This window comes from Acidovorax sp., assembly GCF_021287135.1.
Lineage (GTDB): Bacteria > Pseudomonadota > Gammaproteobacteria > Burkholderiales > Burkholderiaceae_C > Acidovorax.
Window position 1 is genome coordinate 1 of sequence record NZ_JAJTBB010000048.1, and the last position, 13,232, is coordinate 13,232.

General features: G+C 67.7%; 9 protein-coding genes. 7 read left to right on the forward strand and 2 right to left on the reverse strand.

What is annotated here, in order from left to right:
- From LWW96_RS11960 to LWW96_RS11990, 7 genes are all read left to right on the forward strand, one after another.
- Positions 1 to 220, forward strand: a 220-nt coding sequence (locus LWW96_RS11960) for an EAL domain-containing protein (RefSeq protein ID WP_291487256.1), incomplete at its 5' end; no start/stop codon positions are given.
- Positions 217 to 2,733 (forward strand): EAL domain-containing protein, encoded by a 2,517-nt coding sequence (locus tag LWW96_RS11965; protein WP_291487258.1) that lies wholly within the window; start codon positions 217 to 219, stop codon positions 2,731 to 2,733. The genes LWW96_RS11960 and LWW96_RS11965, both read left to right, overlap by 4 nt.
- A 469-nt stretch (positions 2,734 to 3,202) precedes the next feature.
- Positions 3,203 to 4,417, forward strand: a complete 1,215-nt coding sequence (locus LWW96_RS11970; protein ID WP_291487260.1) for an FAD-dependent monooxygenase — start codon at positions 3,203 to 3,205, stop codon at positions 4,415 to 4,417.
- A 323-nt stretch (positions 4,418 to 4,740) separates the two neighbouring features.
- Complete coding sequence (locus LWW96_RS11975; RefSeq protein WP_291487261.1) at positions 4,741 to 6,663, forward strand: PrkA family serine protein kinase; 1,923 nt, start codon at positions 4,741 to 4,743, stop codon at positions 6,661 to 6,663.
- Between the two features lie 247 nt (positions 6,664 to 6,910).
- A complete protein-coding gene (locus LWW96_RS11980; protein ID WP_291487263.1) occupies positions 6,911 to 8,179 on the forward strand; it encodes a YeaH/YhbH family protein in 1,269 nt (422 codons plus the stop codon).
- 134 nt (positions 8,180 to 8,313) lie between these two features.
- Positions 8,314 to 9,846, forward strand: coding sequence for a SpoVR family protein (locus tag LWW96_RS11985; RefSeq protein WP_291487428.1), 1,533 nt, complete (start codon positions 8,314 to 8,316; stop codon positions 9,844 to 9,846).
- 668 nt (positions 9,847 to 10,514) lie between these two features.
- Complete coding sequence (locus LWW96_RS11990) at positions 10,515 to 10,889, forward strand: hypothetical protein (RefSeq protein WP_291487265.1); 375 nt, start codon at positions 10,515 to 10,517, stop codon at positions 10,887 to 10,889.
- A gap of 108 nt (positions 10,890 to 10,997) precedes the next feature.
- On the opposite strand, the gene kynA is transcribed toward LWW96_RS11990, so the two are convergent.
- Both kynA and kynU read right to left on the reverse strand, forming a co-directional pair.
- Positions 10,998 to 11,888: a tryptophan 2,3-dioxygenase gene (kynA, locus tag LWW96_RS11995; protein WP_291487267.1), complete on the reverse strand. Its 891-nt coding sequence runs from the start codon at positions 11,886 to 11,888 to the stop codon at positions 10,998 to 11,000.
- 18 nt (positions 11,889 to 11,906) lie between these two features.
- Positions 11,907 to 13,217: a kynureninase gene (kynU, locus tag LWW96_RS12000; RefSeq protein WP_291487270.1), complete on the reverse strand. Its 1,311-nt coding sequence runs from the start codon at positions 13,215 to 13,217 to the stop codon at positions 11,907 to 11,909.
- Positions 13,218 to 13,232: the final 15 nt, after the last annotated feature.

Sequence of the window (13,232 nt, forward strand, 5' to 3'; positions counted from 1 at the left end):
CGTGCGCACGATCCTGGCGCTGGCCAAGAGCCTGGACCTGCAGGTGGTGGCCGAGGGGGTGGAGACCACCGGGCAGCTGAGCTTCTTGCGGCTGCACGGCTGCGAGGGGTTCCAGGGCTATCTGTTTGGCCGGCCCGGGCCGATCGAAGCCTTCGCGTTCGAACACGATCTGCCGCCCCCGGGCCGCGCCCCGGCCCCTGCGGGAGGCGAAGCGCCATGAGCACGGCCGCCGTGTTGTGGGTGGACAGCGATACCCAGCATGCAGCCGCCGCACGCCACTGGATGGCGCAGCGGCATCCCGGCTGGCGGGTGGTGCACAGCCCCACGCCCGAAGCCGCCGCGGCGCCGCTCGCGTCCGAGGCCTGGCGGGCCGTGGTGCTGTGCTTGCGGCCCGGGGCGCTGGAGCTGCCCAGCATGCTGGAGCTGTGCGCGGGACGCCCCGTGCTGCTGTGCCTGGAGCCCGCCCAGGAAGCCCTGGCTGCACGCGCCTTTCGCTACGGCCTGGGGGACTACGTGCTGCGCGCGGCGGATGGCGTGTCGCACCTGGGAGAGTTGCTGCACCGGCTGGAGGCGCTGACGGGCCGCCCGCCGGCGGCTTCGGGGCAGGCCGGCGGCATGGTCGACGCGCGGATCTGGCACGAGGCCCTGAAGCTGTTCCAGGAACAGCGCGCAGCCCTGCAGGCCACGCTGGGCAGCATGAGCCAGGGAATTTTCAAGACCGGGCCGGACGGCCGCGTCACCGTGTACAACCCGCGCGTGCTGGAGTTGCTGGAGCTGCCCGAATCGCTGATGGCCACGCGGCCCACGCTGGCCGAACTCACGCGCTTCCAGGCGGAGCGGGGCGATTTCGGCGAAGGCTACCGCCTGGTGGACGCGCGCGGACACGACTACGTGGCCGGCGGGGCCCGAGATCCGGCACCGGCCGTGTACTGGCGCACCACGCCGCAGGGCCACACGTTTGAAGTGCGCACCACCACGCTGCCCGAGGGCGGACTGGTGCGCACCTTCACCGATGTCACCGACTACGTGCGCGTGGAAGACGAGCTGCGCGAGAGCGAAGCGCGGTTTCGCTCGCTCTCCGACCTGTCATCCGACTGGTACTGGGAGCACGATGCCGAGGGGCGCTTCATGCAGCTGGCCGGCGACCTGAGCGTCAACGGCATCCCGCTGTCGAGCGTGATGGGCCGCACCCGCTGGGAGATCGGCGCCATGAACATGACCGAGGCCGACTGGGCCGCCCACCGTGCCGTGCTGCAGGCGCGCCAGCCGTTTCGCGACCTGGAGCTGCAGCGCCAGCGGCCCGACGGCAGCATGCACTGGATCTCGGTCAGCGGCGTGCCCGTGATCGCTGCGGACGGGACCTTGCGCGGTTACCGCGGGGTCGGCCGGGACATTACCGAGCGCAAGCAGGCGGAGAGCCAAATCGAGCGCCTGGCGTTCTACGACGCCCTCACCGGCCTGCCCAACCGGCGGCTGCTGGTGGACCGCCTGCAGCACGCCATGGCGGCCGCGGCGCGCTCGGGGGCGCAGGGCGCCCTGCTGTTCATCGACCTGGACAACTTCAAGGACCTGAACGACACCCTGGGCCACGACACCGGCGACAAGCTGCTGGTGCAGGCCGCCCAGCGCCTCAAGGGCTGCGTGCGCGAAAGCGACACGGTGGCCCGCTTTGGCGGCGACGAGTTCGTGGTGCTGGTGGAGGGCCTGAGCGGCGAAGACCCGCAGGCCAGCGCCGAGGCCGCGCTGGTGGCCAGCCACATCGCCACCATGCTGGGCAAGCCCTATGCCCTGGGCGATGCCAGCCACCACAGCACCCCCAGCATCGGCATCGCGCTGTTCGGCCAGCAGCTGTGCAGCGTGGACGAACTGCTCAAGCACGCCGATCTGGCGATGTACCAGGCCAAGGCGGCGGGCCGCAACACCCAGCGCTTCTTCGACCCCGACATGCAGGCCGCCGTGAGTGCGCGCTCCGCCCTGGAGGCCGATCTGCGCCGCGGCCTGCAGGAGCAGGAACTGGCCCTGTACTACCAGCCCGTGGTGGACGGCAAGGGCCGCTTGCTGGGCGCCGAGGCGCTGGTGCGCTGGATGCACCCGCGCCGCGGCATGGTGTCGCCCGCGGAGTTCATTCCGCTGGCCGAACAAACGGGGCTCATCCTGCCGCTGGGCCAGTGGGTGCTGGAGGCTGCTTGCCGGCAGCTGGTGGCCTGGTCGCGCAGCTCGCTCACGCGGCAGTTCTTCCTGTCGGTGAACGTGAGTGTGCGGCAGTTCCGCCAGCCCGACTTCGTGGAGCAGGTGCTGGGCACCCTGCACGCCAGCGGAGCCAACCCCGAGCGGCTGAAGCTGGAGCTGACCGAAAGCCTCCTGCTGGCCGATGTGGAGGACGTGATCTCGCGCATGGAGCACCTGGGGCGCTACGGCGTGGGCTTCTCGCTGGACGACTTCGGCACGGGCTACTCGTCGCTGAGCTACCTCAAACGCCTGCCGCTGCACCAGCTCAAGATCGACCAGAGCTTCGTGCGCGACCTGCAGACCGACCCCAACGACGCGGCCATCGTGCGCACCATCCTGGCCCTGGCCGACAGCCTGGACCTGGCCGTGGTGGCTGAAGGCGTGGAGACCACGGGCCAGCTCGACTTCCTCCAGCGGCATGGGTGCCAGGCGTTCCAGGGCTACCTGTTTGGGCGCCCCATGCCGGCCGACGTGCTGGAGCGTGCCTTGCGCCCGGCGCTGTAAGAGCCTGTTCACAATCTCGCAGGGGTCGCGTTGGAGCGCAATCGGGACGAGTGGATGCGGCGGACGCGCCGCATGGGCTCATGCCCATGCAAGCAGCCGGGGCGTCCAATCGCCCGATTTCGCTCCAACCCTTCGGGCAGTGGTCTTTGCGGGCGGTCTGCGGCGTTGCGGCGCTTGCCAATAGCCGAGCTATTGGCTGCGCACCGCGCCTTGCACGCCACCCGCAAAGACGGCTGCGCGACTCCTGGGAGATTGTGAACAGGCTCTAAGAGCCTGTTCAAGAATTGCCGCACTTGCTGCGCCATGGCAAAAAGCCCGGCACGCTGGCGCTGCACAATCGGCGCATGACGCTTCCCTGCCGCCGCTCCCTTGCCCTTCTCTTGTGCGTGCCGCCCCGACCGCCACGGCGACCTGGGGCTGCGGTGCGGCGCTTGCCGGCCCGCGCGCCGCGCGTCGCGGGGGGCCGGCCATGAAGAAGCAGGTGCTGATTGCCGGCGGCGGCATTGGCGGCTTGGCTGCCGCGCTGGGCGCGTCCCGGGCAGGGTGGGACGTGCGCCTGTATGAACGTGCCGCGGTCATCAGCGAAGTGGGGGCGGGCGTGCAGATCGGGCCGAACGTGGTGCGCCGGCTGCAGGCCTGGGGGTTGCAGCAGGCCTTGCAGGCCGTGGCGGCATTCCCCGGCCGGCTGCAGGTGCGCAACGCCGTCAGCGGCCGTGAGCTGGGTGTGCTCCCGCTGGGTTCCGCGGCGGTCGAGCGCTACGGCGCGGCCTACGCCACCATCCACCGCGCAGACCTGCAGGGGCTGCTGCTGCAAGCCGTGCGCGACGGCACTCAAACACAGCTGCACCTGGACCACACCCTGGAAGCATTTGCCGAAGACGACGGGGTCGTCACCGTGCGCACCAGCCGGGGCAAGGCGGTGGAGGGCGACGCGCTCATCGGTGCCGACGGGCTGTGGAGCCGCACGCGCACCCAGCTGCTGGGCGCGGTGCCCCCGCGCGTCTCGGGCCACCTGGCCTACCGCGCCATGGTGCCGCAGGCCGCGCTGCCCCAGGCCCTGCGCACCACCCAGGTCACCGCTTGGCTGGGGCCGCGCCTGCACGCGGTGCAATACCCCGTGCGACGGGGCGAGCTGCAGAACCTGGTGGTCATCGTGCAGGGCCCGGCGCCGCAGGACCTGCAGAACTGGGACCACAGCGCGAATGCCGCCGACCTGGAGCGGGCGCTGCAGGGCACCTGCGCGGCGCTGCAGGACGTCGTGCGCAGCGTGAACCCGGCGGCTGGCGGGCCGGGCTGGCGGCTGTGGCCGCTGTGCGACCGCTCGCCGGTGCGCAGCGCCGATGAGATGGCGCAGGGGCTGGTGGCCCTGCTGGGCGATGCGGCCCATCCCATGCGCCCCTACCTTGCGCAGGGCGCGGGCATGGCCATCGAGGACGCCGCCGAGCTGCAGCGGGCGCTGTCCATGCACGACCTGGAAGTGCCGCTGCGCCTGCGCCGCTATGCCCTCAACCGCTGGCAGCGCAATGCCCGCGTGCAGGCGCGCTCCATCCGCAACGGGCGCATCTTCCATGCCACCGGCCCCGTGCGGTGGGGGCGCGACGCGTCGCTGCGGGTGCTGGGCGAGCGGCTGCTGGATGTGCCGTGGCTGTACCGGGGCGACGGGGCCGCTGCCAGCGCGTTGTAGCAACGCATCGCTGCGACGTCTTTTTTTTGAGGCTGCGTTTTGCACCGGCGAACAGCCAAGCGCCGCGGCCGCCGGGGCCGGCGCGCGTGTGTGCAGCGCAGCATCGCGGCGTGGCGCCGTGGATTCCCGGTGTTTGAACTTGTGCAGTGTGCCACGCTCTACCTCCTTGTGTGCAATGCGCTGAAAAGGCCTCTGCAGCGCCCGCGATTTGGGCTGTTCAACCCGGGCCCGTGGTGCTACAAAAGCTGAACCGGTAGCGATTCCGAATGCAACGCCACGGCCTGTTCCCGGCATGTCCGGTCGGGCCGTTACAGGAGGTTGGTATGGATGCCATCAGCAACTTCGCTGCGCGCTACGCCCGCAGCCGCGAAGAGGAAATGTCGATCGACGAGTACCTCGCCGAGTGCAAGCGCGATCCGATGGCCTACGCCACGGCCGCCCAGCGCATGCTGGCCGCCATCGGCGAGCCCGAGGCGGTGGACACGCGCAACGACCCGCGCCTGTCGCGCATCTTTGCCAACAAGGTCATCAAGCGCTACCCGGCCTTCGCCGAGTTCTACGGCATGGAGGACTCCATCGAGCAGGTGGTGAGCTTCTTCCGCCACGCCGCCCAGGGGCTGGAGGAACGCAAGCAGATCCTCTACCTGCTGGGGCCCGTGGGCGGCGGCAAAAGCTCCATTGCCGAGCGGCTCAAGTACCTGATGCAGAAAGTGCCGTTTTATGCGCTCAAGGGCTCGCCGGTGAACGAATCGCCGCTGGGCCTGTTCGATGCCATCGAGGACGGCCCGGTGCTGGAGGAGCAGTTCGGCATTCCGCGCCGCTACCTGCAGCGCGTGCTCTCGCCCTGGGCCGTGAAACGGCTGGACGAGTTTGGCGGCGACATCCGGCAGTTCCGGGTGGTCAAGCGCTATCCCAGCGTGCTCAAGCAGGTTGGCATTGCCAAGACCGAGCCGGGCGATGAGAACAACCAGGACATCTCCAGCCTGGTGGGCAAGGTGGACATCCGCAAGCTAGAAAGCTTTGCGCAGGACGACACCGATGCTTACAGCTACAGCGGCGGCCTGTGCCTGGCCAACCAGGGGCTGCTGGAATTCGTGGAGATGTTCAAGGCGCCCATCAAGGTGCTGCACCCGCTGCTCACCGCTACGCAGGAGGGCAATTACAAGGGCACGGAGGGCTTTGGCGCCATTCCGTTCGACGGCGTGGTGCTGGCCCACAGCAACGAGAGCGAATGGAAGGCGTTTCGCAACAACAAGAACAACGAGGCGTTCCTGGACCGCATCTACATCGTCAAGGTGCCTTACTGCCTGCGCGTGAGCGAGGAAACCCGCATCTACGAGAAGCTGATCCGCGAATCGTCCCTGGGGGCGGCCAAGTGCGCGCCCGGCACGCTCACGATGATGGCCCAGTTCTCGGTGCTCACCCGCCTGAAGGAGCCCGAGAATTCCAGCATCTTCAGCAAGATGCAGGTGTACGACGGCGAAAGCCTGAAAGACACCGACCCGCGCGCCAAGAGCTACCAGGAGTACCGCGACTACGCGGGTGTGGATGAAGGCATGACGGGCATCTCGACCCGCTTTGCGTTCAAGATTTTGTCCAAGGTATTCAACTTCGACAGCGCCGAAGTAGCCGCCAACCCCGTGCACCTCATGTACGTGCTGGAGCAGCAGATCGAGCGCGAGCAGTTCCCCGCCGAGCTGGAGACCAAGTACACCAGTTTCATCAAGGAATACCTCTCGCCGCGCTACGCCGAGTTCATCGGCAAGGAAATCCAGACCGCCTACCTGGAGAGCTACAGCGAGTACGGGCAGAACATCTTCGACCGCTACGTGACGTATGCGGACTACTGGATCCAGGACAACGAGTACCGCGACACCGACACCGGCGAGGTGTTCGACCGCAGCGCGCTCAACGCCGAGCTGGAGAAGATCGAGAAACCCGCAGGCATTGCCAACCCCAAGGATTTCCGCAACGAGATCGTCAACTTCGTGCTGCGGGCGCGCGCCAACAACCAGGGCAAGAACCCGAGCTGGACCAGCTACGAGAAGCTGCGCCTGGTGATCGAGAAAAAGATGTTCTCCAACACCGAAGAGCTGCTGCCGGTCATCAGCTTCAACGCCAAGGCCAGCGCCGAAGAGGCGCGCAAGCACGAGGACTTTGTGACCCGCATGGTGGACAAGGGCTACACGCCCAAGCAGGTGCGCCTGCTCTCCGAGTGGTATCTGCGCGTGCGCAAGAGCAGCTAGAGATATGGTGCAACCCCCTGGGGCGCTGCGCGCCTCGGCACCGCCGCTGGAAGCGGCTGCTCTTCGGGCACGTCCAAGCCTGCGCAGGCAGGCTTGGAGCCGCGGCCCTCAGCCCCTTCTCTCGGATGGCTGCGCCATCCGGGAAGGGGGACGCAGCCGGCGCGGCGGGGCGGCCCTTGCGCGGCTGCCCGCACGGGGCCGGGGGGCGAGCGGCGGCAGAGGGGTGTGGCCACACGAGGGCTGAAAAATGGCATTGCAGATCATCGACCGCCGGCTCGCAGGCAAGAACAAATCGGTGGGCAACCGCGAGCGTTTTGTTCGGCGCTACAAGGAGCAGATCGCGGACGCGGTGCGCCGCGCGGTCTCGCAGCGCGATATCCGCAACATCGAGCAGGCCGAGAACATCACCATCCCCAAAAAGGACATCAGCGAGCCTTCGTTCCACCACGGCCAGGGCGGCATCCGCGACACGGTGCACCCGGGCAACACCGACCACGTGCGCGGGGACCGCATCCAGCGGCCGCAGGGCGGGGCAGGGGGGCGCGGCTCGCAGGCCAGCGACAGCGGCGAAGGGGAGGACGACTTCACCTTCACGCTGACCAAGGAAGAGTTCATGCAGATCTTCTTTGAGGACCTGGCGCTGCCGCACCTGCTGCGCACGCACATCGGCGAGAACCCGCAGTGGAAGTCGCGCCGCGCCGGCTACAGCCAGGACGGCACGCCCAACAACCTGGCGGTGGTGCGCACCATGCGCGGCGCGTTGGGGCGGCGCATTGCGCTGGGCAAGGCGCCGTTCCACGAACTGCAGGCATTGCAGGCCCAACTGGATGCGCTGCTGGCGCAGGATGACGGCACCAGCGAAGTGGTCGCGGAACTGCAGCGGCGCATTGCCCGCTTGCGCGAGCGCCTGGGCCGCATCCCGTTCCTCGACCCCATCGACCTGCGCTTTCGCGCCCGCACCGCTGTGCCGGTGCCCAGCAGCCAGGCGGTGATGTTCTGCGTGATGGACGTCTCAGGCTCCATGGACGAGGCGCGCAAGGACTTGGCCAAGCGCTTTTTCATCCTGCTGTACCTGTTCCTCACCCGGCACTACGAGACGATCGACATCGTGTTCATCCGGCACCACACGCAGGCCGCCGAAGTGAGCGAGGACCAGTTTTTCCACTCCACCGAAAGCGGCGGCACCGTGGTCAGCAGCGCGCTGGTGCTGCTGGACCAGGTCATCCGCGCGCGCTACCCCGTGGCCGACTGGAACATCTATGTCGCCCAGGCCAGCGACGGGGACAACTTCTCCAACGACAGCGGCAACTGCCGCAACCTGCTGGTGGACAAGATCCTGCCGCTGGTGCGCTACTTTGCTTATGTGCAGGTGGCCGAGGAGGAGCAGAACCTGTGGCAGGAATACGCCCAGCTGCTGCCGCTGCACCCGCACTTTGCCATGCGCAAGGTGGCGCAGCCCAGCGACATCTACCCGGTGTTCCGAGAGCTGTTCAAGAAGGAAGGGGTGCAGCCATGACCGACCCCAGGGCCCGCAGCATGGCCCACGACGCGGGCCACGACATGGTCCGTTATCCCGTGCTGGAGCGCCGCATCCGCGACAATCCCTGGAAAACCGCCGCCGTGGGCGAGCGCCGCCACCGCGCCGTGCCCATGCAGCCCCTGCCGGCCGGGCAGCGTCCCGCCGCGCCGTTGCCCGACCCGAGCGACTGGACCTTCGAGCTGATCGAGCGCTACCACGCCGCCATCGCTGCCACGGCAGAGCGCTTCGGCCTCGACACCTACCCCAACCAGCTGGAGATCATCACCGCCGAGCAGATGATGGACGCCTACGCCAGCGTGGGCATGCCGGTGAACTACCGGCACTGGAGCTACGGCAAGGAGTTTTTGGCCACCGAGCGGCGCTACCGGCGCGGGCACATGGGGCTGGCGTATGAAATCGTCATCAACGCCAACCCCTGCATCAGCTATCTGATGGAGGAAAACACCACGGCCATGCAGGCGCTGGTGATTGCCCACGCCGCCTACGGGCACAACAGCTTCTTCAAGGGCAACTACCTGTTCCGCATGTGGACGGACGCGTCCAGCATCATTGACTACCTGGTGTATGCCAAGGACTACATCGCCCAGTGCGAGGAGCGCCACGGCCTGGCCGAGGTGGAAAAGCTGCTCGACTCCTGCCACGCGCTGGCCAACTTTGGTGTGGACCGCTACCGCCGCCCGGCCAAGAAAAGCCTGGCCCGCGAGCGGCTGGAGCGTGCGCAGCGCGAGGCCTACGCGCAGCAGCAGGTGAACGAGTTGTGGCGCACGCTGCCCACCCGCCCCGGCAAGGAAGACGCGGCGCAGGAACTGGAGCGCTTTCCCAGGGAGCCGCAGGAAAACATCCTCTACTTCATCGAAAAAAACGCGCCCTTGCTGGAGCCGTGGCAGCGCGAGGTGGTGCGCATCGTGCGCAAGATTGCCCAGTATTTCTACCCCCAGCGCCAGACGCAGGTGATGAACGAGGGCTGGGCCACCTTCTGGCACTACACCTTGCTCAACACCCTGTACGACGATGGCTACCTGAGCGACGGGGCCATGATCGAATGGCTGGGCTCGCACACCAATGTCATCTACCAGCCGCCCGCGGGGCACCGGGCTTACAGCGGCATCAACCCCTACGCGCTGGGCTTTGCCATGTACCGCGACATCCAGCGTGTCTGCCAGAACCCCACGGCGGAAGACCGGCGCTGGTTCCCGGAGATTGCAGGCGCACCCTGGCTGCCCACCCTGGACCACGCCATGCGCAACTTCAAGGACGAGAGCTTCATCGGCCAGTACCTGAGCCCGCAGCTCATGCGCGACATGCGGCTGTTCGCCATCCATGACGACGTGGCCCGGCCGGACCTGCAGGTCAGCGCCATCCACGACGAGGACGGCTACCGCAGCCTGCGCCAGACCTTGTCGCAACAGTACGACCTGGGCACCCGCGAGCCCAACATCCAGGTGTGGAACGTGAATCTGCGCGGCGACCGCAGCCTGACCCTGCGCCACACGCAGTACCAGGGCCGCCCGCTGGCCGAGGACACGCTGGAAGTGCTCAGGCACGTGGCGCGCCTGTGGGGCTTTGGCGTGCAGATCGAGACGGTGGACGCCGATGACAACCATCCCGTGCTGCTGCACCAGGTGCCTGCTGCGGCAGGGTGATGCGGCGCCTTTGGTGGCTTTAAGTTTGCTACTATTTTGATAGCTGCTTGCTCTTTATCCATAAGCGCTTGCGGGCATTTTGATCCAAATTCAGCAGCTATCGCGGCGGCCAGGACTGTTTTCGCTGGGGGAGCGCTGGGAGGCGCCTGGCAGCGGTGGCCTTGGCCGTTGTGCCCGCCCCGCACCCGCATGCTGCCAAAGGCCGCCCTGCCAGATGGCCCGGCGGATGGGCAGGGACTCAGGGTATGTCCTGATCTGCACGCATGGGGTGCCCCACGCGTCGCGGTGGTCGGCCGCGCAGGCCCTTGTTGTGGGTTTTGCTGAGCGCAATCGCTGCCAAATTCTTGAATTCCATCTACCCACAGGTGCAATAACCCGCCCAGCTTGGGGCGTCGGGCCGTCATCACCCTGCCACCGGACGGCGGCACGATTTAGAGAGCGCTCTCAACGTGGGGATCACCCCAATCGACGCAGCCAGGGCCGTGGGGCACCCTGACGGACAGGGCCTTGCCAGCCGCTGTGACCGGTGTTTCGAAAGATGGCAAGGTTTGTGCTTTGAGCCTTGGCGGCCGCAGCCCCTGTCCCAGGGTGGTGCCCCGGGGCGGCGAGGGCTGTGAACAGCTAGGCAATTGGATGGGCCGCGATGCGGCGGCCCTCAGGAGTGACGGATGAAAACGACGTTTGGGCTGGTTTCCGGTGCGGTGGCAACGACGCTGTGGTTGACGGGCTGTGCCAGCCAGCCGCCTGTAATGCAATCCTTTGCCGAGCCGGCCGACCGCGCAAGCATGCAGTTCGCGTGCGGCAACGGTGAAAAGGTGGAGATGCAGTTCTATCCTGACCAGGGCCTGGGCGTGCTGCGCCGCCGCGGCTGGACGGTGGACCTGCCCAAGCGCACCGTGGACACCGGATATGCCTACAGCAACGGCCCGACCACCGTGGTGGGCAAGGGCAACGAGCTCACGATCCAGATTGGCCACCTGGCACCGATCTGGTGCCGCAGCAGCAGCCCCATGATGGTGGCGGGCGCGGTGCCCGCGCAGTAACCCGGCGCCCCCTTCGCCAGGCCCAGGCGCCCCTCAGTCGGGGCTGGCGAGTTGCCCTGCGGGCCGCGGCGCGCCCCACCGTAGTTGTTCTGAGTGGCCCCGGGCCGTTCACAGGTCCGTGCGCAACCGCCAGATCTCCGGGAACAGCACCACGTCCAGCATCTTGCGCAGGTAGCTCACGCCGCCGGTGCCGCCCGTGCCGCGCTTGAAGCCGATCACGCGCTCCACCGTGGTCACGTGGCGGAAGCGCCAGAGCCGGAAGGCGTCCTCCAGGTCGGTCAGCTCTTCGCCCAGCTGGTACAGGTCCCAGTGCTGCTCAGGGTTGCGGTACACCGTGAGCCAGGCCTGTTCCACCGCGTCGCTTTCCGCATAAGGCTGCGTCCAGTCGCGTTCGAGGTGCGACGCAGGCACGGGCAGGCCGCGCCGGGCCATCAGGCGCAGGGCCTCATCGTAGAGCGACGGCGCCTCATAGGCCGCCTGCACCTGGGCCAGCAGGTCCGCCCGATGCTCGTGCGGGCGCAGCATGGCGCGATTCTTGTTGCCCATCGAAAACTCGATGCAGCGGTACTGATAACTCTGGAAGCCGCTGGACTGCCCCAGGTACGGGCGCATGGCGCTGTACTCGGGGGGTGTCATGGTGGCCAGCACATCCCAGGCGTGCACCAGCTGCTCCATGATCTTGCTGACGCGCGCCAGCATCTTGAACGCGGGCGGCAGCTCGTCGCGTGCAATGTGGCCGATGGCCGCGCGCAGCTCATGCAGCATGAGCTTCATCCACAGCTCGCTGGTCTGGTGCTGCACGATGAACAACATCTCGTCGTGCGCGGGAGACAGCGCCTTCTGCGCGGTGAGGATCGCGTCGAGCTGCAGGTAGTCGCCGTAGCTCATGCTTTGGCTGAAGTCGAGCTGGGCGCGCTCCTCATGCACGATGGATTCGGGCAGGGCGGCAGATGCCGCGTTGTTGTTGTCACCCGCAGGGGTTTGCGAGAACGGGCACATGGTGGTTTGCCTTCCCGATCAGGTGACGGCGTGCGTCTGGTTGAACTCGGCCTTTTGCCACTCGCCACTCTCCAGTACCTGGCGCAGATGCTCCACGGCATTCCACACGTCTTCAAAGCCCAGGTACAGCGGCGTGAAGCCAAACCGCAGGATGTCGTTGTGGCGGCCCGTGCCGCCGTCGCCCTTGCGGAAGTCTCCGATCACGCCGCGCGCAATCAGCGCCTGCACGATGGCGTAGGCACCGCTGCCCTGGCCGTTCACGCCCGCGCCTTCGTCGCGGGTCAGGCAGACCTGCGAGCCGCGCTGGGCATGGTCCCGCGGCGTAGCCAGGCCCAGCCCGTGGCCGGCGCAACGTTCTTCCACCAGCGCGATGAACAGGTCGGTCAGCGCCAGCGACTTGGCGCGCAGCGCGGCCATGCCGCCCAGGCTTTGCGCAGCCGTGAACACATCCAGCCCGCACTGCAGCGCCGACAGGCTGATGATGGGCTGTGTGCCGCACAGGTAGCGCGTGATGCCGGGCGCGGGCTGGTAGTCGGGCGTGAAGGCAAATGGCGCGGCATGGCCCCACCAGCCCGACAGCGGCTGCCAGAAGCGATCGGCATGGCGCGGGTGCACCCACACAAAGGCCGGGGCGCCCGGGCCGCCGTTCAGGTACTTGTAGCCGCAGCCGATGGAAAAGTCTGCGCCCGCGCCGTTCAGATCGACCGGCACCGCACCCGCGCTGTGCGCCAGGTCCCACACCGTGAGGATGCCTGCCGCGTGTGCGGCGGCCGTGACGGCGGCCATGTCGTGCATGGCGCCGGTGCGGTAGTTCACGTGGGTGAGCATCAGCACGGCCACGTCGCTCGTGAGCGCAGCGGCAATCTCCTCAGGCTCCACCAGCACCAGCTCCAGGCCGCGCTCCTTGCACAGGCCTTCGGCAATGTAAAGATCGGTGGGGAAGTTGCTGCGCTCGCTCACCACGCGCTTGCGGGTGGGGCTGTCTTCACGCGCAATGTTCAGGGCCGCGCTGAGCACCTTGTAGAGGTTGATGGACGTGGTGTCGGTGCACACCACTTCGTTGGGGCCCGCGCCGATCAGCGGGGCCAGCTGGTTGCCCAGACGCTGGGGCAGGTCGAACCAGCTGGCGGTGTTCCAGGATTGGATGAGGTCCGTGGCCCATTCGCGGTTCACCACGTCGGCCACGCGCGCGGCGGCGGCCTTGGGCGCCACGCCCAGCGAATTCCCGTCCAGGTAGATCACGCCCGGCGGCAGGGCAAAGCGGTCGCGCAGGGCGCGCAGCGGGTCTTGGGCGTCGCGCGCCCGGCAGTCTTGCAAGGTGGTGGTCATGGTGAAATTGCTTCT